Genomic DNA, 25245 nt, shown 5'->3' with positions numbered 1-25245 from the left:
ATTCTAAATATTAAAATCAGGCGTAAAAAATATATTGTCTGTATAACTGATATAAAGGAGGTGCATTCGCATCAGAATAATACGAAATGATCTGATGGCTTTTAAAATTTGGTACCGCCAGAAAAGCAATTGGCTGGAATTCCTGAATGACGGCAGGAAAAGCAAGCTGAAAAAAGAATAATTTAAAGGTAGCATTATCCGATTTTTTTTCGAAATGAACTACTTTGTCTTTACAACAGGATGATTTTTTCTCAGAAGCCCCGCAACATTTTTTTTCAGGAGAAACAGAAGCTGTGGTATTTAAAGAAACGGAAGCAATTTTTCCTCCACAATAATGCACATCAAAAGCAAACCCAATGTTGGAAACCAACAAAAGGAAGGCTAAAAATAATCCGGTGCACTTCTTTACATTCATAATTGCAAAAATATCCAAAAGACGGCAGAAAAAACAAAATAAAATGTTATTTTTTGCCCCCCTGCATCTGGTAATAAAAGGCCGGAATAAAAAGCAATACAAAAACAGGCTGAATAATAAATCTTCTAACGTAAAAAAGCAACCAGCTTCCGTCGGCAAAATATTCCAAAATCACAAAAAAAACCGCGAAAAGAATCACCAGAAAAAAGCCGTACAAAAAGGCACTAAACTTAACCATTTCTAAATCGCGAAACAGTACATAAATAAGAAGGAGCGATAAGACCGTGTTTAGAAAATACCGCAGTAAAAGTCCGCAAAAAAGTTTAAAGACATTAACTTTGGGGAAAGGCAGTCCTTTAAAATCGGAATCAAAATAAGCTAAAAAAGGATCATAAAACATTGTCTTTTCAAAAGCTCTTATCAAACCAAAGCCTACTATTATAAAAACCGCAAATATGATTTTCCCCTTATGGTCCTTTATTTTATTTAGCATATTTTGAAAATTTGTTGACCCAAAAAACCCATAAACCAAAAACCAATCCGTAGATGATTAATGGAAAAAGGACTCCATGCAGAAAATGTTCCTGTTCCCGAAAATGATACAGCAATACTGTCAATAAACCAATTCGGATGACATTCATAACATAAATCAGAACAATACCAAACAGAATAAACAGCAAAGTCGTTTTAAACTTTCCGGAAAAGGCTATCACAAAAGAAACAAAAAGAATAATAACACTTAGAGCATTACATCCTTCTACTATGATAATGGTGAACTTATTATTATAACGAACTTCTAAGTAAGGACCTGAAAGACTTTTGACAACTTTGGTATTTTCATTAAACAACTGCATCAGCTGGTCTACATTATGACCAACCATTGTGGTTATTCCATCAATATCATTTGCTTCAAAACTGTTTAAGTAAAATTTATAAATTATCGTCAATCCGATATAAGCAGCGAAAAAAGTGCCTATAAAAATCAGAAAGGGTTTAAATTGAAGTAGATATTTTTTCAAGTGAAATTTTTAACAAATTTATGTATTTTTTAAATTCAGTATTAAATACTTTTGCATAAAATTTTGCATTATGACATTTCAGGAATTACAACCAAAAATAAGCGCTATAATCGCTGATACAAATACGGTTAGGGACGAAAAACTATTAGCTGTCTGCCAACTGTTAAACGAAAACGTCGAATATTACAATTGGGTTGGCTTCTATTTTGCGAATCACGAAAACAAAACGCTGCATTTAGGTCCTTATGTAGGGGCAGAAACCGATCACACCGTAATTCCTTTTGGAAAAGGAATCTGTGGTCAGGTTGCGGAAAGCAATGCCAACTTTGTGGTACCGGACGTTGCTGCACAAGACAATTATATCGCCTGCAGTTTTACGGTAAAGTCAGAAATCGTAGTTCCTTTATTTGTAAACGGACAAAACATCGGCCAGATTGACATTGACAGTCACGTTATTGATCCGTTTACGGAAGCTGACGAAAGGTTTTTAGAATTTGTAAATCAGGAAGTTGCTAAATTATTTTAAAAATTAAGCACTTAAAGAATTACCAGAATGGCATTTTTTCGCCTAAATTATCTGAACTTTAAATTTTTCAGTCTTTAAATTTATTTTTTCGAAAAAAAAATGTAATTTTGCACCGTCTTACAAAAGATGTCGGACTACATAAAAATCATTAAATAATATTGGAATGTATTTAACTAAAGAAAAAAAGGAAGAGATTTTTGCACAGCACGGTGAAGCAACAAACACTGGAAAAGCAGAAGCTCAAATTGCATTGTTCACTTACAGAATTTCACACTTAACTGAGCACTTGAAAAAAAATCGTCACGATTACAACACTGAGCGTTCTCTTGTACTGTTAGTAGGTAAAAGAAGATCTTTGTTGGATTACTTGAAAAAGAAAGAGATCAACAGATATCGTGAGATTATCAAAGTATTGAATATCAGAAAATAATCAATATAGAAAAGAGGTGCGAAAGTGCCTCTTTTTGTTTTTTACGGAATATATTTATTACAAGCATTTTATAAGAAAAAAAGTTTGGTTTTTCATTGGGTTTTAGAATAAACAACAACTACACACAACAACTACAACACAACTAAAACCCATTGTATAACCAATAAGGAAAAAATTTATGATTCCACAATTATTTGTAGAAAAAATCGATTTAGGTGATGGCAGAAGCATCACAATCGAGACAGGCCGTTTAGCAAAACAAGCGGATGGTTCTGTAGTAGTAAGAATGGGCGACACGATGATACTTGCAACAGCAGTTTCAGCTCGTACCGCTAACCCAAACGTTGATTTCTTACCATTAACGGTAGATTATCGCGAAAAATTTGCCGCAGCTGGTCGTTTCCCGGGAGGTTTCTTCAAGAGAGAGGCAAGACCTAGCGACAGCGAAGTATTAACAATGAGATTAGTAGACCGTGTTTTACGTCCGCTTTTCCCAGACGATTATCATGCTGAAACACAAGTTATGATTCAGTTAATGTCTCATGACGAAGAAGTTATGCCTGATGCTTTAGCCGGTTTAGCTGCCTCTGCAGCCTTAGCCGTTTCAGATATTCCTTTTTACAACTTAATTTCTGAAGTTCGTGTAGCACGTATCGACGGAAAATTTGTAATCAACCCAAGCAGAACAGACTTAGAAAAATCTGACATCGACATGATGATTGGAGCTTCTTTGGACTCAGTTGCCATGGTTGAAGGTGAGATGAAAGAAATTTCAGAAGCAGAAATGGTTGAAGCCATTAAATTTGCTCACGAAGCTATAAAAGTTCAGATTCAAGCACAATTACGCCTGCAAGCTGCTTTTGGAAAGAAAGAAATTCGTACTTACGAAGGTGAGAAAGAAAACGAAGAAATTTACAAAAAAGTAAAAGCTGCAGCTTACGATAAGATTTACGCTATTGCTAAAGTTGGTTCAGCCAAACACGAAAGAACTGCTGCATTTGCTGAAGTAAAAGAAGAAATAAAAGCTTTATTTACTGAAGAAGAATTAGCGGCTGACGGTGATTTAGTTTCTAAATACTTCTACAAAACAAACAAAGAAGCTGTTCGTAACGTAGTATTGGAATTAGGTGTTCGTTTAGACGGAAGAAAAACAACTGACATCAGACCAATCTGGTGTGAGACTGATTATTTGCCAAGAGTTCACGGTTCTGCTTTATTTACCCGTGGAGAAACTCAGGCCCTGGCTACCGTAACTTTAGGAACTTCAAGAGAAGCAAACCAAATTGATTCTCCATCCGAACAAGGTGAAGAGAAATTCTATTTACACTATAACTTCCCTCCTTTCTCTACCGGTGAAGCAAAACCTCTAAGAGGAACTTCAAGAAGAGAAGTTGGTCATGGTAACTTGGCTCAAAGAGCTTTGAAAAACATGATTCCTGTTGATTGTCCATATACCATCCGTATTGTTTCTGAAGTTTTAGAATCTAATGGTTCTTCTTCTATGGCAACAGTTTGTGCCGGAACAATGGCTCTTATGGATGCCGGAGTTCAAATGGTAAAACCTGTTTCAGGTATTGCTATGGGATTAATTACTGATGGTGAGAAATTTGCTGTATTGTCTGATATTTTAGGTGATGAAGATCACTTAGGAGATATGGACTTTAAAGTAACGGGAACTGCTGACGGTATTACTGCTTGTCAAATGGATATCAAAATTGACGGATTACGTTATGATATTATGGAGCAGGCTTTAGGACAAGCTCGTGAAGGACGTTTACATATCTTAGGGAAATTAACAGAAACTATTGCTGCTCCAAGAGAAGATGTAAAAGCATACGCACCAAAAATCATTACCAGAACTATTCCCGGAAACTTTATTGGAGCATTAATCGGACCTGGTGGAAAAGTAATTCAGGAATTACAAAAAGCTACGGGAACAACTATCGTAATCAACGAAGTAAACGAAGAAGGTGTTATCGAAATCTTAGGTACAGATCCTGCAGGAATTGAAGCAGTACTGGCTAAAATTAAGTCTATTACATTCAAACCTCAGGTAGGAGAAGCTTATGAAGTAAAAGTCATCAAAATGCTTGACTTTGGAGCTGTAGTAGAATATACTTCCGCGCCAGGAAATGAAGTATTGCTTCACGTATCTGAGCTAGCCTGGGAACGTACTGAAAACGTTACCGATGTTGTAAACATGGGAGATGTTTTTGAAGTGAAATACTTAGGTCTTGATCCTAAAACAAGAAAAGAAAAAGTGTCCAGAAAAGCACTTTTACAAAGACCTCCGCGTGAGGACAAAAAAGAGTAATCAGATCTTAGTTTACTAAAGGTTTATTCATAGAAAACCCCAATTCATTTATTTGAATTGGGGTTTTTCGTTTGGAAAGAATAAATAAAAATGGTTTTATAATATTTTTTTGATACTTTTGGAAACACCAAACCAAAAACACAAAAAACCAAAAATCCTTTGAAAAAACTTCAAAAAAAACTGTATTTTTTAATTTTATTTGGATTATTCCTAAACATTTACAGTATTCACAGCCAAACCAATAATGAAATTTCTACTTATAACTGGTTTGATAAAAATCTTGGAATAGAATCTTTAGATCTCAAAAATGGACCAGCCCACTTAAACTTTGATAAAACAGCCCACAATCAGAATCGTTATTATATTGATGATTTTAAAAACGGCAGTGTTACTTATAATGGCCAGGACTATTTTGATTTATACTTAAAATATGACATCTATGCTGATGAATTAGTTTTAAAGCCGTATAGCGAATCCAACACTACAAAAATAAATATCGTTAAGGATTATGTCAGTTCTTTTAAAATTGGTAATCAAAAATTTATTAACCTAAAAGAACTAAATTCTACGAATTTCAAAAAAGGCTATTACGAAGAAGTAAATCTTACTAACAATACAACACTTTACATCAAGTATTACAAGGAGAGAAACAATGCCATGAAAGAGAACATTTCATACATCGAGTATCTTCCCAAATATGATTATATCCTTTTAAAGGAAAAGGATTTTCATTTAATAAATGAGAAAAAAGAAATCATAAAATTATATCCTGACGACAAAAGAAAAATAAATGATTTCTATTTTAAGAACCGAAACTTAAAAAAAGAAGACCCCTCGTTATTTATCAAAAGCCTAATGAAATACATTAACAATTTAAATCTGTAGAAATTATCCCAATGAGAATATTTACTATTATTTTATTATTTTTTGGTTTAAATCAATTCATGTATGCGCAGGGTCAAAAAACAAACATTAGCATCAGTTACAGTAATACTAACAGAATCGAGGTTTTAAAAAAAATAGAAGCTTCAACCCATTATACCTTTTATTTTCAGGAGGATTGGTTTGACAAAACCGTTTTGATATCAGGAAGTTATTCCGATAAAAGCATACAGGAAGTATTGGCTAAAATTTTTGAAGATACAGAGCTTAATTTTTTTATTGATGACACTAAAATCATACTAACGAAAAACAGTATTATTTACGACAAATACCAAGGAAAAGTCAAAAAGGGTCCTGAAAAAGCAAAAACCCCAATCTTTTTCCAACAATATGATTCGGTTAAAAAAGACAAAACAGATACAACTGCTACAATTGCCTTAATTGGAAAAGAAGCTGAAGATTCTGAAATTGATTTCTATACGCTTTCAGGACATATTACGGACTTAAAAGACAATAAACCTTTGGCAGATATTACTGTTAAAGTAAAAAACACCTCTGCCAGCACGATTACTAATGCAGAGGGATTTTACAGCTTAAAACTTCCGACCGGAATAAGTACTATCGAAATTGAATCCCTTTTTTACAGACCTGCTTCCCGAAAAATAATGATTTACAGCAATGGTACTCTTGATTTTTCGACCACTGAAAAAGTAAACCAACTGGATGAAGTTGTTGTAAACGGAAAAGGCAATCAGAATGTCAGGACTGCGATAACGGGCGTTACCACAATTGAAGCAGAAGGAGTAAAAACGATTCCTTTGGTTCTTGGCGAAAGAGACATTCTTAAAGTTGCCCTGACCATTCCCGGAGTAAAAACTGCAGGTGAAGGTTCGTCCGGTTTTAATGTGCGCGGAGGAAAGGAAGATCAAAATCTTGTATTACTAGACAATGCAACGTTATACAACCCTACTCACCTGTTCGGATTCTTCTCTTCTCTTAACCCTTATACTATTAACAAAGTAGACATTTATAAAGGAGGAATTCCCTCCGAATATGGAGGCAGATTATCCTCTGTTTTTGATATTATTTCTAAAAATGGCAATACAGAAAAATTTACCGGCGAAGGAGGCTTAGGTCCCGTGACAAGCAATCTTACTGCTTCAATTCCTGTTGTAAAAGGAAAAGCAAGCTTATTGGTTGGAGGAAGAGCCACCTATTCTGACTGGATTTTAAAAACCCTGGACGATGAAAATTTAAAAAACAGCCATGCCTCTTTTTATGATTTAATTGCAAAATACAGTCATAAAATAAACAAAAACAACGCTGTTGAAGGAACTGTATATTACAGCAAAGATGCGTACACGATAACGCCTGACTCTTTATACAAGTACAGCAACAGGCTTGTTTCTTTGAAATGGAAACATGCTTTTAATGAAAAAACAAGCAGTGAATTTAACGTAACCAACAGCGAATATAAATTCAGTATTGATTATGAATCCACTAATCCTGAATCATTTGTTTTTAAATATAAAATTGACGAAACCCAGGTCAATTTAAAATTTAATACACTGTACAGTGATAAACATAAATTTACTTACGGACTCTCCGGGAAACTTTATAAAATTAATCCCGGACAATTAAGTCCAAATGGTGAATCTTCATTGATAGCTCCCATAAGAATTGATGCTGAAAAAGGATGGGAATCAGCATTGTTTTTCTCGGATAAGTTTGAAATTACAGAAAAATTACTGCTTGATATCGGTGCAAGATATTCGTTTTATGCCGCTTTGGGAGAATCAACCCAAAAGATTTATCAGGATGGAGTTCCAAAAACACCATCAACCGTCATAGAGGAAAAAAAATACGGGAATAATGAGGTCATTAATTCCTCCGGAGGTTTTGAACCCCGAATTGGATTACGATATATTGTTGATGATAGTTTCTTTATAAAAGCCGGCTTCGACAAAAATTTTCAATACATCCATTTATTATCCAACAATACCACACAATCACCAACAGATACCTGGAAATTATCGGATCTGAATGTTAAACCGCAAAGCGGATTACAGTATTCGTTAGGTCTTTTTAAAACATTAGATTACGAGCATTTAGAACTAAGCCTGGAAGGGTATTATAAAACTTCCAGGAATATTTTAGACTACAAAGTAGGAGCCAATATACTTTTAAATCAAAATCTGGAAACCGAATTATTGCAGGGGGAAGGAAAAGCCTACGGAGTAGAATTTTTATTAAAAAAATCATACGGAAGGCTTAACGGATGGATTGGCTATACCTATTCAAGAGCTTTTATAAAACTGGACAGTCCGTTTAATGATGAACAGGTAAATGGCGGGAATTATTTCCCAGCCAATTTTGACAAACCTCATGATGTAAGTATCGTAATGAATTACAAATTCACACATCGTTACAGCTTTTCCTCTAATTTTGTTTATCAAACCGGCAGACCCGTTACGTATCCTATTGGAAAATACACGTATGAAGGAGCAGAATATACGCTCTACAGTGACCGAAATAAATTTAGAATTCCTGATTATTACAGACTCGATATAGGATTAAATATCGAAGGAAACCATAAGATAAAGAAACTGGCACATAGCTTTTGGAACATTTCAGTCTATAATGTATTAGGCAGAAACAATCCGTATTCCATCTTTTTTGTAACGAAAGAAGGACAGGTAAAAGCATATCAAACTTCTATTTTTGGAATGCCTGTACCCACTATTACTTATAATTTTAAATTTTAAAGATGATGAAAAAGATCCTTCTATATAGCTTTCCCGCAATTGCACTCTTAGCATCAATTTTCAGCTGCACGACGCCGTATAATTATCAAAATAACGACTTTGAAGATGTTATAATAGTAGAAGCTACCTTAACAAACGAATATAAAAACCATGAAGTAAAAATTTCCAGAACGTATTCTCTGGAAGAAAGCTTTCCGCAATTTGAATCTCAGGCTACTGTAAATGTAACCGATGATTTAGGAAACAAATACGATTTTGCCGAAGTTGGTTCTTCCTACGTATCTGCGGTTAAATTTCAGGCAGTTCCCGAACGACAGTACCAATTACATATTTTAACCAAAAACGGAAGAACCTATGTTTCAACTACAGAAAAACTGACCACCCAGACGCAGATTGCAAGTGTAATACCAAACGTAATCACCAAAGACGGAATACCGGGTGTGCAAATTGAAGTAAACAGCTCGGACCCCACAAATACATCCAGATATTACAGATATAAATATGACGAAACGTATAAAGTTGTAGCGCCTATGTGGAATGCTGAGGAAGCTATTCCCGCGGGCAATATTGTATCGTTCAGACCAAGGACTACAGAGGCCCGAACTTGTTATTCCGATCAGAAATCTAATGAAATATTACTAACAGGCACCAACGACTTATCTGAAGACCGGGTGAGCAATTTTCCCGTTAAATTCATTAGCAGCAAAGACCCTATGATTCGAAACAGATATAGTATTCTTGTCAAACAATACGTCCAAAGTCTTGCTGCACATACCTATTATGAAACACTGAAAGAAATATCAGATAATGGAAGCATATTATCCCAGACACAGCCCGGTTTCTTTCGTGGAAATATCAGTTCTGTTGATAATCCCCGTGAAAAAGTAATTGGTTTTTTTGAGGTGTCGTCTTATTCTGAAAAAAGAATATTTTTCAACTTTACTGATCTTTTTCCCAAAACATCCCCTCCGGAATACCAATATTACTGCCCGGCTGTAATTCCTGAGTTTGAAGCCGGCAATTTTTATTTCAATAATTGCTATAGTACAAGCCCAAATTCAACTTGTCAGGGCCCGACTATAGTAGAATTGATCGAAAGCCGGGCAAGAGTGTTTTTCCCAACGCAAGAGCTTCCGAAATTGATATTATATACCATACAATGTGGAGATTGCACCTCTTTTTCATCAAACATAAAACCTTCATTTTGGATAGATTAAGATATTTATTAGTGATAACTTTAGTACTAAGTTATCAGCAAATTGTATTTGCTCAGAAAAACAATGCTTTAGCGGAACTTAAAACTATCGACAAAAATTTAAACGAGTCGGTTTTCATCAGCACCAATACAAACTCTTTCTTAACAGGAGAGACTTTGTACTATAAAATATTTTGTATGGACAAAACAACAAATGCACCCACAAAATATACTAAAGTTGCTTATTTTGAACTTATTGATACTAATAAAAAGACCATTGTTACTCATAAACTATTTCTGGAAAACGGAAGCAGTCATGGCGATTTTTTTATTCCAACTACATTAGAAACCGGAACCTATAAAATTATTGGATATACAAACTGGATGCTGTCAAATAATGGCTCCGGAGCTTATTTCAATTCTGATATTTATATTGTAAATCCTTATAAAGAAAATGCAGTTTCTGATCCTGTTATCGATCCAAAAGAGCTGGTAATAACACGCACAACTAATGACAACATTTCGTTTGATTTAAAGAACAAAATATTTAATACCCGGGAACAGGCCGAATTAAAAGTCAATGCCGGTTCTGATGATTTTTTAAAAGGAAATTATATGATTTCGGTAAGAAAGACAGATGGTTTTTTAGCTCAAAACAAAATAATTTTTAACGATTATCAGTCAAAAAATCAGAATTCATCTAATAGCAATATCGTTAATACCTCAAATTTTGTTTTACCTGAATTAAGAGGAGAAATAATATCCGGCAGAATAACATCTGCTAGTGAAGAAGTTAAAAATAAAAAGATCAGTCTTTCTATCATAGGTAAAAATTATGATGTAAAAGTAGCAAAGACAGATGAGCAAGGGAAGTTTATTTTTAATATAGAAAAAGCAAATCCAAACTCAAATATTATCGTTCAGGTACTGGAATATAACAAAGAAAGTTATACCATTGAAATGGACAAACAAAAGGAAGCGGATCTTTCTGACTTAAAATTTTCTGATCTGAAATTCAATCCGGAATCCGACAAAAATATAACCGAAAGATTGGTTTCAAGTCAGGTAGAAAACGCCTATTACAACATAAAAAAAGACAGTTTGCTTACTCCTGCTAACTTTGCTCCGTTTTATGGCACTTTATCCAAAGAATATAAACTGGATGATTTTACAAGATTTCCAACCATGGAAGAAACCATTACAGAAGTGGTAAGTGGAGTGGTCTTTAGAAAAAATAATAAAAACTATTCTTTGCATGTATTTGATTATGATGAAAATTATGAATCTTCGTCAGAACCTTTAGTTGTGGTTGACGGACTTATTCTTGATGATTTAAACGAATTTTTCAGCTATAGCCCTAAGAATATTTATAAAATTAATGTTGTAAAAGGACTTTATTATTATGGTGCAAAATCATTTAACGGAGTTGTGGCGTTTACCACAAAAAACGGAGATTACAAAACAAAACTTAAAGGTACTTTTATAATAAGACCGGAACTTTTGAGACCTCATGGCAAAAAAGAATACTTTCAACCGGACTATTCAGACAGTAAAAACACGCGAATTCCGGATTACAGACATCAACTTTTGTGGTTACCCAGTGCCGATTTAACTGATACAACTATTAAATTTTACACATCAGATATATCCGGACAATTTGAGATCGTATTAGAAGGTTTCTCAGCAAGCGGAAAACCTGTGTTTATAAGGGAGATTATCGAAGTAAAAAAATCCAATTCCAATTAAATTTTTGGTATAAATTTCGGGCAATGAACTGTTCTAATTAGCAGTCCCACCTTTTGGAACAGTTTGTGGAATAAGACGAATTATTGCCTTAAAAAAATAAAAAATAGTATGTTTTAACAGTTACTGTGTGATTTTTATCCCATTTTTTAATACTTTTGAAATCATCAATACAAATCATCAAAACCACACAATATTTTGAAAAATTATCAAAATAAATCTATTTTCCTTATTTTATTTGGATTATTATTAAATATCTGTACAATACATAGCCAGACAAGCAATACTTCTTCTTTATACAACTGGTTTGACAAGACTGTTGGTAAACAAAACTTAGAACTGTACAATGCCCCCCGCCATGTTAATCTCTACAGGACACTGGATAAAAGCCATAGCTATTATTTCTCCAACAACTACAGCAAAGGAGATCTTAACTACGAGGGTCAGGATTACTACAATATGGATCTTAAATATGATATTAATAATGACATCATAGTTTTGAAAGCTACTGGTGAATACGATTATTTGGGTATGAGCCTGATCAAAGAGAAAACGGCCTGGTTTACTCTTAACAACAAAAAATTTATTAATATCAATTTCAACAATCCTGCATGCCCGGCTTACATGACTGGTTATTATCAGGAAATTATCTTTTCAAAAAACAACATACTTTACATCAAACACCATAAAAACAAGACAAAAGTTATCGATACCAAAACAATTTCTGACGGGACTAATCAGAATAGCTCTGACGAATTCAAAGAAAAAAATGAGTACATCTTAAAGTACAAAGACGCCTATTACAAAATAAGTTCGAAAAGTGACGTTATTGAAATTTTTCCAGAGCACAAAAGCAAAATAAAAAAATACTATAACTCTAACACTCAATTAGAAAAATCCGATAAGAACGTTTTTATTGAAAATTTAATCAAAGAAATAAACAGTCTTATCCCTAATGAAGTCAATTAAAGAAATGAGAAAAATTATATTAGCCCTATTTTTATTAGCTTTTCATACGGTATCGTTTAGTCAGGAAAAAAAGAACAACATCTCAATTGAATTTAAAAATGCTGACTTAAAAACAGCAATAGAAAGTCTCGAAAAAATAGCGGGATACCGATTTTATTTTGATGAAAACTGGATAAAATCTGAAACTGTTGTAATAAACGGAACTTACACCGACACTTCCATTGACGAAGTATTAAGCGCTGTTTTCGAAAAAACAAACCTGAATTACTTCATTACCAATAAAAAAATAATACTGACAAAAAATACTATCATTCATAGTTCCCTGCCTGATAATTATTTTGAAACCGTACCCCCTGCTCAAACAGTTGTTGCCGAAAACAAAGGCACAACAAAACCTTTGTTTCACCAGCAGCTGGATGCAAAAAAGCAAAACACTACCAGTAATGGCATCACTTATATTGGTAAAGAGAAAAAAGGAGAAGAATTAAAATCGTACACATTATCAGGGAATATTAAGAATGAAAAAACTAAAAAGCCTCTTTCTAACGTAACCATTAAAGTGCGCGATAAAAACATCAGCACCACAACTGACGAACAGGGTTATTATAAAATTGAAGTTCCTTACGGCCTCAATTATATAGAGATAGAGTCCATCAACCATAGAAAAGACACACAACCAATTATGGTCTACGACGATGGCAAGCTGGATGTAACGCTTTACGAAAGCATCAATGAGCTCGACGAAGTAGTCATCAATAAAAATGCGAATCGAAATGTAAAAACTGCCGTAGCCGGAGTTTCCAGTATAGATGTTGAAGGAATAAAAAATATTCCGCTGGTTCTTGGGGAACGCGATATCTTCAGGGTTGCCACTACTTTACCCGGAATAAAAACCACCGGTGAAGGTTCCGCAGGATTTAATGTACGCGGAGGAAAAGACGATCAGAACTTAATCCTTTTAGACAATGCTGTTTTATACAATACCTCGCATTTCCTGGGTTTTTTCTCTGCTGTTAATCCCTACACCACCAGCAAAGTAGACATCTACAAAGGGAGTATCCCGGCAAGGTTTGGAGGAAGACTATCTTCTGTTTTTGATATTACCACAAAAAATGGAAATCCTGAAAAATTCTCAGGTGAAGGAGGAATCGGATCTGTAACAAGCAACCTTTCGATCAGCACGCCAATAATAAAAAACAAAGCAAGCTTATTAGTCGGCATCAGAGGAACCTATTCTGAATGGATCCTAAAACGATTAAAAGATGAATCTTTAAAAAACAGTGAAGCCTCATTTTTTGACGGAATCCTAAAATACAATCACAAAATAAGTACCAATAACAATATTGAGACCACTTTATATTACAGTAAAGATCGTTTTAGCATTTCTTCGGATTCTGTGTATAAATACAGCAATGCACTGGTTTCTCTAAAGTGGAATCACACATTCAATGCTAAAAGTAAAGCCGATCTGATATTTACGAATAGTGAATACAAATTCAATATTGACTATGACAACGGAGGAATCAATTCGTTTGATTACGGATATAAACTAAATGAAACCCAGGGTATTCTAAATGGGAATTATACCTTAAATAAAAAGCACGCTTTTAATTATGGAATCTCAAGTAAACTTTATAATGTTGATCCCGGATATCTGCATCCAAAAAAACCGGAAGATGCTACTTTAATTTCAGTAAACCTAGACGGCGAGAAGGCATTAGAATCAGCGGTTTATTTTGCAGACAATTATAATATTACTGAAAAACTACTAATCACTTTAGGTTTACGCTATTCGAGTTATTCAGCCCTGGGTGAAGCAACGGAAAGAATTTATCAAAGTAATGCTCCTATCAACGACAATACGGTAATAGGCTCCCAATATTACAAGAAAAATGAAGCTATCAAAACCTATGGCGGATTTGAGCCCCGAATTGCAGCACGCTACTTATTTACCGACGATTTCTCTGTAAAAGCCAGCTATGACAAAACGTATCAATATATTCACCTGTTAACCAGCAATACAACACAATCACCTACTGACGCCTGGAAGTTATCTGATTTAAATATAGCCCCTCAAAAAGCACAGCAATTTTCATTAGGCTTCTATAAAAACCTGGACGATGACAAAGTAGAACTTAGTTTAGAAGGATATTATAAAAAATCTAATAATTTATTAGACTATAAGGTGGGTGCTGAATTGCTATTGAATAAAAACCCAGAAACACAATTACTTCAGGGAGAAGGAAAAGCTTATGGCGTAGAATTGTTAATCAAAAAAAATACTGGCAACCTTAATGGCTGGTTAGGCTATACGTATGCCCGTACTTTCATTAAATCAGACAGTCAGTTTGCGGAAGAAAAGGTAAACAATGGCCATTATTTCCCGACAAATTTTGACAAGCCACATGAAGTGAGTGCGGTATTAAACTATAAATTCACAAAAAGATACAGTCTTTCCAGTAATTTTGTATATCAATCGGGAAGACCAATTACGTATCCTATAGGAAGCTATGTCTATAATGGCCTGGAATACACCTTGTATAGTGACAGGAATAAATTTAGAATTCCTGATTATTACCGATTAGATGTTGGTTTTAACATCGAAGGGAATCACAAAATCAAAAAGCTGTCACATAGCTTCTGGAACATATCGATTTATAATGTTTTAGGCCGAAACAATCCGTATTCTATCTTTTTTGTGACGACTAATGGAGAGATAAAAGCATACAAAACGTCTATATTTTCGGTGCCAATTCCAACCATAACGTATAATGTCAAATTTTAATACTCATAAATGAAGTTCGTAATTCAACATATTCGTTTTCTGTGTAAAGCAATTGTTTTAGTACTTTTTTGCCTTTCTTTAGGCAGTTGTACTGAGCAATACGCTTTTCAAACCAATACATTTGAAAATATACTTGTTGTTCAGGCAAACATTACCAATGAGTTAAAAAAACAGGAAATTAAGATTACGAGGTCCTATCGTCTGGAGGAAAACGGACCAACTCCGGAAAAAGGAGCAATTGTCTATGTAACCGACAGCGAAAACAATAGCTATGAATTTGAATTTGAAGACTTCTCGGGTCTTTATGTTTCCAACAATCCTTTTCAGGCAGTGGCCGGGAGATCCTATCAATTAAATTTCACTACCAAAGAGGGAAAATCATATTCGTCTGAGAGGGAAACGCTGACTCCTGTTAGTGAAATTGAAGTAGAGCCAAAAATCGAAACCATTGACGGAGAAAAAGGAGTACAAATAAGGGTGACCAGTTCTGACCCAAGTTCAAAATCACAATTTTACAGATTCGAATATGACGAAACATACAAAATTGTAGCGCCCGACTGGAAACCTAATAAGCTTATTGTAGACCCGAGCAACCCGGGACCTGAATTCACCTATCTTACTGTTCCCAGAACTAACGGCGAATCAAGAATATGTTATACCACAAAAAAATCAGATGATTTACTTCTGATAAGCAATGTAGGCCTTAGCGAAGATCGTATCAATTTACCCATACGCTTCATAAACATCAAGGATCCGATTATTATGGAACGTTACAGTATTATAGTCCGTCAATATGTTCAGAATTTAGAATCTTATACGTATTATAAAACACTGAAAAATCTTTCTACTTCTGCAAGTCTGCTTTCACAAGTACAACCAGGTTTTAATTATGGTAATTTAAAATCAAATGATAATCCGGATGAGAAAATAATTGGCTTATTTGAGGTATCGTCAATTTCATCAAAAAGAATATTTTTCAATTTCAGGGATATCTTTATAACGGAGCCAAATCCTTCATTTTTTTTCAGTTGTACTCCACTGGAATTAAGTAATTGCTGGAATTTGGGTTGTGATGGCCCAAAAATATATTCCTTAGTTACGGGATTAGGACGAGAGTTTATATTTTACGGATCTCAGAACTATATGTCAACAATTATATTTGTTCCATCACCTTGTGGTGATTGCACTCAAATTTCATCCAATATCAGGCCTTTATTCTGGATAGATTAAAAAAACAATAAACACAATTAATTATCAATACCTGACACATTTTAGTTGTTACACCAAATAGTCAGTAAGAAAAAAGAGAATACAAATTTACCTGCTTATGAAATTTATAATGCAACATATTAACTTTTTAGGCAAAACAATTGCCCTGGCACTTTCCTGCCTTTTTATGGGGAGCTGTACCGAACAATATGCTTTTCAAACCAACACCTTTGAAAGCATACCTGTTGTTCAGGGAATCATTACAAATGAATTAAAAAAGCAGGAAATAAAAATCACCAGATCCTATCGTTTGGAGGAAAATGGACCATCTCCTGAAAAAGGAGCAATTGTCTACGTTACAGATAGCGACAACAACAGCTATGAATTTGAATTTGAAGAATTCTCCGGGCTTTATGTTTCAAACAATCCTTTTCAGGCGATTCCCGGAAAATCATATCAACTGAATATTACAACCCCGGACGGAAAATCATACTCGTCTGCACCAGAAATTTTAACTCCTGTTACTGAAATTCAGGTGGAACCAAAAATCGAAACCATCGATGGACAAAAAGGGGTACAAATAGTAGTGACCAGTTATGATCCGACTTCAAAATCACAATTTTACAGATTCGAATATGATGAAACTTATAAAATAGTATCTCCGGACTGGAAACCCAATAAACTAATCTTAGATCCGAGCAATCCCGGTCCTGATTTTACGTATCTGACTGTTCCGAGAGATAACGGAGAATCAAGGGTTTGTTTTACCACTAAAAAATCAGATGACTTACTATTAATCAGCAATGTAGGACTGAGCGAAGACCGAATCAACCTCCCAATCCGTTTTATAGACGTCAACAGTCCGATACTTTACGAACGATACAGCATCATAGTAAGGGAATACGTTCAGAATCTAGCCTCTTATACCTATTACAAAACCTTAAAAAACCTTTCTACTTCCTCTAGTCTTTTATCACAAGTTCAGCCGGGATTTAATTATGGTAATTTAAAATCAAATGATAATTCTGACGAGAAAATAATTGGCTATTTTGAAGTCTCATCCGTTTCATCAAAAAGAATCTTTTTTAATTTCAGGGATATCTTTAAAGACGATCCCTACCCGCCATTTATTGCTGATTGCAGTAAAACAATATCATTAGCGAACTGCTTTAACGACAAATTCTGCAGAGGACCGCAAATATATTCGATAGTTACAGGGACGGGAACAGAGTATGTGTTTTTTGCCGCCCTTAATAATAACACGACCTATGTTTTTACTCCTGCCCCTTGTGGTGACTGTACTAAAATTTCATCTAACATTAAACCTTTATTTTGGATAGATTAAAACGAATAACCAGCACAATAATGCTAATAGCAATAAATACTTTTGCTATTGCCCAAAATAGTTCATTAAACAAAAATGAAACTATTAGTACAGCTACGAATGAAAATATATTTGTTCATTTAAACAACACCACATTAATTGCAGGAGAGACGCTGCACTGCAAATTGTATTGTATTAATCCGTCCAATAACGCTTTGAGCAAAATCAGCAAAATTGCTTATGTTGATCTTATCAATAGTGACAATCAGGTTGTTTTTACCAATAAAATTTATCTGGATAACGGGAAAGGACAAGGTGATTTTTTCATACCATCCACCATTGAAACAGGCAACTACAAACTTATTGCCTACACCAAATGGATGTTAAACAAAAATGAGTTTAAAACTTCCAAAACGGATCTTGTATTAATCAATCCCTATGTAGCCGGTAAAAAAAGCACCTCAGATAAAGACGCTGACTCCCAAAACAAAAAAACAAAAGAGACAGAAAATGAATCTGTTACAGAAAATCAGATTAAGAACAAAACTTTTGAAATAGCATTAGATAAAAACACCTTTCAGGAAAGAGAACTGGTTCAGTTAAAAATAAAATCTTTAACTCCTGAAATCAGCAAAGGAAGCTTTTCTCTTTCCGTAAAGAAAATCGACAATTTACCTGCTAAAAAACAAATGAACGCCTCAGAGTTTGTAAAATTCAATTCTACTAATGAAATAACAAACCGTATAAATGATTCAATCCAGTTTATTCCTGAGCTTAGAGGTGAGATTATTTCAGGCGTCATTACAAATAGCAAAGACCCTAAGCAGGTAAGCCATAAAAACGTAGCATTATCTATTCCCGGTAAAGAATTTGCCTTTAAAATTGTTCAGACCAATGCTTCGGGAAGGTTCAACTTTATACTGGATAAAAACCCAAACTATTCGAATGTTGTGGTTCAGGTAGTGGAAAATGACAAAAACGACTATAAAATAGAACTTGACAGAAACACAGGATACAATTTGTCTGACTTAAAAACCACTGATGAGCTATCCCTGACCACTGATTACAAACAAGCTATCGAACAAAGATCTATTGCTAATCAGATAGAGAATTCGTATTACCCGCTAAAAAAAGACAGTATAGCGGCTAATCAGAGTACTTTTCCGTTTTATCATCCGCTGGAAAAAGAATATGTATTGGGGGATTATACAAAATTCCCAACCCTAAAAGAAACCATTACAGAAGTTGTAAAAGAGATGTATTATCGTGAAAAAGACAATAATTATTCTTTAAACCTGAGAGATATCAATTACGATCTGGAATATTTTTCGGAACCGGCTTTGGTCCTGGTGGACGGGCTTTTAATCCAGAATGTAAATGAATTATTTACTTATAAAACAGAAAATATCTATAAAGTCAGCATTGTTCCGGGCGTCTATTTTTATGGTCCCAAGGCTTTTAATGGCGTTATCAATTTCACTACTAAAAACACGGATTACGTAACATCGGCAAATGGCCCTTATATTTTAAAAACGGAGATTCAAAGACCTCAGAATAAAATCATCGCTTTCAAAGAAGATTACACCGATAAAAGCAAATACGAAAGAATTCCGGATTACAGGTATCAATTGCTTTGGCAGCCGGAATTAACTTTAGACAACACAGAAAACATAATCTCCTTTTTTACTTCTGATGTTTCAGGAAAATACGAAGTAAACCTCGAAGGATTTACAAATGAAGGGACTCCTGTTTCCTTAAAAGAAACTTTTGAAGTCAAAGATTCAACAGTAAATTAAAAAAAATAAGCAATGTTTTTTCTCCTAAAAACCCTTGTTTCTTAATTTGGAAACAAGGGTTTTATTTATTTTCTATTTCACCACGCAACCTTTTTATTGTTTTAATACTATTGATTATAAAACGTAAGTTAGAATAAAAAATAAAATTTGAATTTAGACCAACTCATCAAAGACTGTTGCAGGCAAAACAGAAAAGCACAAGAAGCGTTATACGAAATGTATAAAAAGACTCTTTTTGTGTTAAGTCTCAAGTATTGCCCCAATGATGCAGAAGCAGAAGACAATCTTCACGACTCTTTTATTGAAATTTTTACCAATATAAAAAATGCAAAGTCATTCTTAAAAAGAACAGGTAAACACAAAATTAATAAAATCACGAACCGTAAAAAAAAAGACTCCGCCAAAAGCGCAGGAAAACAAACCTTCGCCGGTTCAAGTGAAGTTGACTTAATACCAAATTTATCTTATTATGAACTTCCAATAGAGTTTGTGTATGCTTTCAAAAAAGAGGAAAGCAAAATCGGAATGGAAGCTTTTACGGGATTTAGCTTCTTAATTTCAGATCAAAACCAGCTTTCCTTAAAATCTGAAAAAGTTGCTACGCAAAACATTGGAGAAGCAAAAAATATTTCAGGAATCAATTTTTCATACAATTTAAGGATAGGAATCAGCTATAAACTAAATTCTAAATTTAATCTGGATATCAATCCTATCTTTAAATACTACTTAAGTACTTTCAAAGAAAACGGCGCTGCTAAACCTTATAGTTTCTCAATTCATTCGGGCGTTAGTTATAAATTTTAAAACTTTTTTTCAATTCGTTGTAACTTTTTCTCCACTTCTTACGTATAACTATTTGTACACTTTAAAAAAATAGGGAGACAAGAACATGAGACAACTTAAAATCACCAAGCAGGTAACTAATCGTGAAACTGCATCGTTAGATAAATATCTACAAGAAATCGGAAAAGTTGACCTGATTACCGCTGATGAAGAGGTAGAATTAGCACAAAGAATAAAGGCCGGTGATCAAAGAGCTTTAGAAAAATTAACAAAAGCCAACCTACGTTTCGTAGTTTCTGTGGCAAAACAATATCAAAATCAAGGATTAACACTTCCTGATTTAATTAACGAAGGAAACTTAGGTCTAATTAAAGCGGCTCAGCGTTTTGATGAAACGCGTGGTTTCAAATTTATCTCTTACGCAGTTTGGTGGATTCGTCAATCGATCCTTCAGGCGCTGGCAGAACAATCACGTATTGTACGTTTACCATTGAACAAAATTGGTTCTATCAATAAAATCAACAAAATGTACGCTTTACTAGAGCAATCTAATGAGCGTCCGCCTTCTGCTGAGGAAATTGCAAAAGAACTTGACATGACCGTAAATGATGTAAAAGAGTCTATGAAAAACTCTGGCCGTCACTTATCTATGGATGCACCTCTTGTGGAAGGTGAAGATTCTAACCTTTATGACGTTTTACGTTCCGGAGAATCTCCAAACCCTGACAGAGAATTAATCCACGAATCACTTCGTACTGAAATTGAGCGTTCGTTAGAAACATTAACTCCAAGAGAGGCAGATGTAGTTCGTTTGTATTTTGGTCTTGGCGATCAGCATCCAATGACATTAGAAGAAATTGGAGAAACTTTCGACTTAACCCGTGAACGTGTACGTCAGATTAAGGAAAAAGCAATCCGCAGATTAAAACATACTTCAAGAAGTAAAATCCTTAAAACTTATTTAGGTTAAAAACCTGGATTCCAATATGTAAATCCCAAATTCCAATTCAAAATTGGAATTTGTATTTTCAAATCTGGAATTTTACAGCAAACAACAGTTTGATTGACTGTTCGTTTTTTGATTGATGATTGAAACTCCGGCTGATTACCGGAGTTTTTTATTTTATTTTTTAACCGCAAGGATCGCAAGGATTTTATCTCAGTGAAATGTTGTAACCGCAAAGTTCGCAAAGCTTTGCGGAATTTGTATCCGTAATATTTTTAAATAAATACTTTGCGAACTTTGCGCAAATCTTTGCGGACTTTGCGGTTAAATTTCACTGCAAATCATAAAAAATTTATCTTTGTAAAAAAACAACACACCACTACACAATGAAAAATACACTTATTGCACCTTCTGTTTTAGCAGCTGATTTTGCCAATTTACAGCGTGATATCGAAATGATCAATAACAGCGAGGCTGACTGGTTTCATATTGATATTATGGATGGTGTTTTTGTTCCCAACATTTCTTTTGGAATGCCTGTTTTAGAAGCTATTTCCAAACATGCCAAAAAATATATTGATGTACATTTAATGATTATCGATCCGGATCGTTACATCAAAACTTTTGCTGATTTAGGAGCAAATGGATTAACAGTTCATTACGAAGCCTGCCCACACCTGCACAGAACATTACAGGCTATCAAAGCGGAAGGAATGAAAGCCGGAGTAGCTATTAATCCTCATACTAATATTGATTTATTAGAAGATGTGATCAATGATATTGATCTTGTCTGTATAATGAGTGTCAATCCGGGTTTTGGCGGGCAGTCCTTTATTGAAAACACCTATACTAAAGTAAAAAAACTAAAAGAACTGATTACCCGCAAAAATGCCTCCACAATTATCGAAATTGATGGTGGTGTAACCAATAAAAATGCAAAACAACTAGTAGAAGCCGGAGCAGATGTTTTGGTTGCAGGAAGCTTTGTCTTTAAAGCCGAAAACCCTACAGCCACTATTGCCGACTTAAAAATCCTGACTGCTTTTTAAGTTTTTTAAATTCGGAAAGAAATCAATTCCGGTCCTGTTTTCAATAGTTTCAACAGGAACTACAAAATCGTAAAGCGACTTATCACTATCCTCGTTTGGGACTAAAAAAGCAATGGCTTTATGTTTATTTCCTGATTTAGCCAGAATGATTTTATAAAAATATTTAGGAACAGCAACTTCTTCTGTTCCTATTTTTTTATCTGAATCTTTCAAAACACCTCCCGTTACTACATAAATATCATTATATTTTCCAGCCCAATAGCGCGTTTTCTGTTCTATTCTATTCCAGATGCCGCTATTAAAATCATGCTTCTGAGGCGAAATGTTTGAAGTATAAAAAGTGTCATTATAGGCATTTATATCAAATTCCATATCGCCCGCCGGACAAAGATGGCCTTTGTCATATCCTGATTTTTTATAATTCCTCCAATCGGCAGAACCCGTTATTACTTTGGGATCTTCAATAAAATACGGACGCTTGTAATTCCCGTTTTTCAAATATTCTTTCTTTAGTTCATAGGCCACCCATTCTGCCTGCTCGTACTTTTCGTTATAAGAAAGTGTATAATACTTATGCCTTACAATTTGTTTCGTTGTCGATGTTGGCAGATAAGCCACTGTGTACAAGGAATCAGAACTGTTTTGATTAGAAGTAAAATGAGGTTGCTTTTCTGTCACTTCATTCCCGATTTCTACTTCTTTTTTGCAGGAAAAAAACATAAAAGTTATCAAGACCAAAAAAAGAAATTTTCTCATATTCTTATACTTAAAATACATAAAAAAAAACGCTCCGTAAATATAAACTTTCGGAGCGTTTTAATAACAAATTAATCTTCTGTAAAATTAAGATTTTACTAATTTATCTTTTTTTAATTTTGAAGAATTATTTTTAACCATAGAGGATTTATTAGTCTGTAAATCATCTAAAACATTTAAGGCTTCTTCTACATAAACATCTTTTGATAATGCCTGGTGCCAGGCTTCTCTTTTCTCTTTTAAGGTAGCATCGTTTTTAATTTCAAGCTCTTCGTAAGGCAAAGACTTAAACACTAAATTATTTCTATATTCTGAAATTGGTTTGTATTTTTTACCTTCATTTTCAACCTGTTCCTGAGTTGCCTTAAAGCTTGTAATATTTAAGCTATACGTATTCTCTTTACTTTTAATATCAATCCATTTTGCATTATCTTCAATTAATTTAAATTGAGCATTTTGTGCAATTCTGCTGGTGCTGTTTGCAATTGCCTGATTGAATTTTTCATTTGAAGTCCAGGTGCTGTAATCAGCCGGGTCTATTTTATCCCACGGCATTGCATTATCAATATCACGCTCTCCCATTTTCAGGTAAGCATAACGATCCGGCATAACAACATCACTATGAACACCTTCTAACTGAGTTGAACCTCCGTTGATTCTGTAAAACTTTTGTCCTGTAATTTTCAGAGCACCCAGGTCTCCGTAATTAGCATTACGAACAAACTGATTCAGATCAAGTACATTTTGTACTGTTCCTTTTCCGTATGTTTGTTTACTTCCGATAATAACGCCACGTTTGTAATCCTGAATTGCAGCTGCTAAAATTTCCGATGCAGAAGCTGAGAAACTGTTTACCATAATTACTAACGGTCCATCCCACTCGATTTTTTTATCTTTATCGTATAGAACCTCTTTCTTTTTACCTGCAGATTTTACCTGCACAATTGGTCCTTCCTCGATAAATAAACCGGCAATATCCACTACTGTAGATAAAGATCCTCCTCCATCGTCACGAACGTCAAGTACGATTCCGTTGATATCTTCTTTCTTCAGTCTTTCCACTTCAAGAGCAATATCTTTTCCGGCGTCACGGCCATCTTTATTTTCAAAATCGATATAAAATTTAGGCAAATAAATTACGCCGTATTTTAATCCGTTTTTCTCAACAATACTGGATTTAGCATACGTTTCTTCTATTTCGACTACGTCTCTTATAATAGAAATAACCTTGATGCTTCCGTCCACTTTTTTAACGGTAAGCTTAACCTCAGTACCTTTATGTCCTTTAATTTTCTTAACAACATCGTCCAGACGCATGCCTACAACATCTACAGGCTCTTCGTTTCCTTGTGCTACTTTCAAAATTAAATCACCGGCTTCCAGTTGTTTTCCTTTCCATGCAGGTCCGCCTGAAATCAATTCATCTATCTGTGTAAAGTCATTTTTCTTTGTCAGTCTTGCTCCAATACCTTCAAGTTTTCCACTGATATTTACATCAAAACGGTCTTTTTCTTCCGGTGCAAAATAACTTGTATGCGGATCAAAACGTGTCATAATAGAATTTACGTACACAGAAAACCAATCTTCTTTATTTAAATCCTTAATAAGGCTGAAATTATCGTCCAGCGATTTTAAAGAACTTTCGCGGGTTTCTTTTTCTAAAGTTTCAAAAGATTTTGCTTTGTAAGCAGGATCTGTTTTCTTTTTATCCTCTTCTAATTTTTGTTTCGTTACAAGAGAAGAAAGGGTTGAAAGTTTAATCTGCTTTCTCCATCTTTCGTTGATTTCAACTGCATTTTTAGCATAAGGCAAATGCTCATAATCAGCATTAAAAGTCTCATCAACATTGTAGTTGAAGGGCTGGGCTAAAATAGTCTTATAGCGTTTTTTGCTTTCTTCCATACGTTTCATCAATCTTGTATACGTAAGATTGAAGAACGTAAGGTCCTTATTCAGGAACTGATCGTCCAGCATCAGCTCATATTGCTTGAATTCATCAATATCAGACTGAAGGAAGAATCTTTTTGAGGGATCCAGCGCATCTATATAATCTTTAAAAATTCCTTTAGAAAACTCATCGTTAATTTCTGCGGGACTGTAATGTCCTTTTTCAATCACGAAGGCAAGTAATTCTAACAGGGTTTTATCTCTGTTTGGATCCGGATCAACTGTCTTATCGGCATTTATTTTAAAAGCAAATAAGGTTAACGACAAGCATAATACGGCTATAAGTATTTTATAATTTCTTTTCATAAATTTAATAATAGCATTCATCAATTTTTTAATCTAAGTTACGGTAAAAACTATGCCAGTTAAGCCAAGTTCACTATAATTTTTTG

General features: G+C 34.3%; 20 protein-coding genes. 15 read left to right on the top strand and 5 right to left on the bottom strand.

Going from position 1 to position 25245, the window contains the following annotated elements:
• Positions 1–16: 16 nt before the first annotated feature.
• From GJU43_RS00500 to xrtF, 3 genes are read right to left on the bottom strand one after another with little or no spacing between them, the layout of a single operon-like run.
• Positions 17–415, bottom strand: a complete 399-nt coding sequence (locus GJU43_RS00500) for a hypothetical protein (RefSeq protein WP_154338913.1) — start codon at positions 413–415, stop codon at positions 17–19.
• Positions 416–461: 46 nt separating this feature from the next.
• A complete protein-coding gene (locus GJU43_RS00495) occupies positions 462–908 on the bottom strand; it encodes an exosortase F system-associated protein (RefSeq protein ID WP_154338912.1) in 447 nt (148 codons plus the stop codon).
• Positions 898–1434, bottom strand: coding sequence for an exosortase family protein XrtF (gene xrtF / locus GJU43_RS00490; RefSeq protein WP_154338911.1), 537 nt, complete (start codon positions 1432–1434; stop codon positions 898–900). Before xrtF ends, GJU43_RS00495 begins: the two co-directional genes overlap by 11 nt.
• A gap of 70 nt (positions 1435–1504) precedes the next feature.
• On the opposite strand from xrtF, the gene GJU43_RS00485 reads away from it, so the two are divergent.
• The 15 genes from GJU43_RS00485 (at position 1505) to rpe (ending at position 22150) form a co-directional block, all read left to right on the top strand.
• Positions 1505–1960, top strand: a complete 456-nt coding sequence (locus tag GJU43_RS00485; protein ID WP_154338910.1) for a GAF domain-containing protein — start codon at positions 1505–1507, stop codon at positions 1958–1960.
• Positions 1961–2123: 163 nt separating this feature from the next.
• A complete protein-coding gene (gene rpsO, locus GJU43_RS00480; RefSeq protein WP_041516556.1) occupies positions 2124–2390 on the top strand; it encodes a 30S ribosomal protein S15 in 267 nt (88 codons plus the stop codon).
• A 178-nt stretch (positions 2391–2568) separates the two neighbouring features.
• A complete protein-coding gene (locus tag GJU43_RS00475) occupies positions 2569–4704 on the top strand; it encodes a polyribonucleotide nucleotidyltransferase (protein WP_154338909.1) in 2136 nt (711 codons plus the stop codon).
• Between the two features lie 159 nt (positions 4705–4863).
• The gene (locus GJU43_RS00470; RefSeq protein ID WP_154338908.1) at positions 4864–5589 is read left to right on the top strand and encodes a hypothetical protein; all 726 of its coding nucleotides are present in this window, start codon (positions 4864–4866) and stop codon (positions 5587–5589) included.
• Between the two features lie 11 nt (positions 5590–5600).
• Positions 5601–8351: a TonB-dependent receptor gene (locus tag GJU43_RS00465; RefSeq protein ID WP_154338907.1), complete on the top strand. Its 2751-nt coding sequence runs from the start codon at positions 5601–5603 to the stop codon at positions 8349–8351.
• 2 nt (positions 8352–8353) lie between these two features.
• Positions 8354–9568 (top strand): DUF4249 domain-containing protein, encoded by a 1215-nt coding sequence (locus GJU43_RS00460; protein ID WP_154338906.1) that lies wholly within the window; start codon positions 8354–8356, stop codon positions 9566–9568.
• Complete coding sequence (locus GJU43_RS00455) at positions 9556–11292, top strand: hypothetical protein (protein WP_154338905.1); 1737 nt, start codon at positions 9556–9558, stop codon at positions 11290–11292. The genes GJU43_RS00460 and GJU43_RS00455 overlap by 13 nt, the downstream gene beginning before the upstream one ends.
• Positions 11293–11487: 195 nt before the next feature.
• The gene (locus GJU43_RS00450) at positions 11488–12258 is read left to right on the top strand and encodes a hypothetical protein (RefSeq protein ID WP_154338904.1); all 771 of its coding nucleotides are present in this window, start codon (positions 11488–11490) and stop codon (positions 12256–12258) included.
• A 4-nt stretch (positions 12259–12262) separates the two neighbouring features.
• The gene (locus tag GJU43_RS00445; protein ID WP_154338903.1) at positions 12263–15043 is read left to right on the top strand and encodes a TonB-dependent receptor domain-containing protein; all 2781 of its coding nucleotides are present in this window, start codon (positions 12263–12265) and stop codon (positions 15041–15043) included.
• A 9-nt stretch (positions 15044–15052) separates the two neighbouring features.
• Positions 15053–16273 carry a DUF4249 domain-containing protein gene (locus GJU43_RS00440; protein WP_154338902.1) on the top strand — a complete coding sequence of 407 codons (1221 nt, stop codon included), beginning with the start codon at positions 15053–15055 and terminating at the stop codon, positions 16271–16273.
• 97 nt (positions 16274–16370) lie between these two features.
• A complete protein-coding gene (locus GJU43_RS00435) occupies positions 16371–17597 on the top strand; it encodes a DUF4249 domain-containing protein (protein WP_154338901.1) in 1227 nt (408 codons plus the stop codon).
• A gap of 20 nt (positions 17598–17617) precedes the next feature.
• A complete protein-coding gene (locus GJU43_RS00430) occupies positions 17618–19372 on the top strand; it encodes a hypothetical protein (protein ID WP_154338900.1) in 1755 nt (584 codons plus the stop codon).
• 147 nt (positions 19373–19519) lie between these two features.
• A complete protein-coding gene (locus GJU43_RS00425; protein ID WP_154338899.1) occupies positions 19520–20176 on the top strand; it encodes an RNA polymerase sigma factor in 657 nt (218 codons plus the stop codon).
• Positions 20177–20261: 85 nt separating this feature from the next.
• Positions 20262–21125, top strand: coding sequence for an RNA polymerase sigma factor RpoD/SigA (locus GJU43_RS00420; RefSeq protein ID WP_007804760.1), 864 nt, complete (start codon positions 20262–20264; stop codon positions 21123–21125).
• A 362-nt stretch (positions 21126–21487) separates the two neighbouring features.
• A complete protein-coding gene (gene rpe, locus GJU43_RS00415; protein ID WP_154338898.1) occupies positions 21488–22150 on the top strand; it encodes a ribulose-phosphate 3-epimerase in 663 nt (220 codons plus the stop codon).
• On the opposite strand, the gene GJU43_RS00410 is transcribed toward rpe, so the two are convergent.
• Both GJU43_RS00410 and GJU43_RS00405 read right to left on the bottom strand, forming a co-directional pair.
• Positions 22127–22906, bottom strand: coding sequence for a DNA/RNA non-specific endonuclease (locus tag GJU43_RS00410; protein WP_154338897.1), 780 nt, complete (start codon positions 22904–22906; stop codon positions 22127–22129). The two genes, rpe and GJU43_RS00410, sit on opposite strands and share 24 nt — an antisense overlap.
• An 87-nt stretch (positions 22907–22993) precedes the next feature.
• A complete protein-coding gene (locus GJU43_RS00405; RefSeq protein WP_154338896.1) occupies positions 22994–25180 on the bottom strand; it encodes a carboxy terminal-processing peptidase in 2187 nt (728 codons plus the stop codon).
• Between the last annotated feature and the right edge of the window lie 65 nt (positions 25181–25245).

Source organism: Flavobacterium sp. LC2016-23, from assembly GCF_009674775.1.
In the GTDB taxonomy this organism is placed as follows: Bacteria; Bacteroidota; Bacteroidia; order Flavobacteriales; family Flavobacteriaceae; genus Flavobacterium.
Note: the sequence above shows the minus strand (reverse complement) of the source record. Positions and strands in the feature narration are given on the sequence as shown.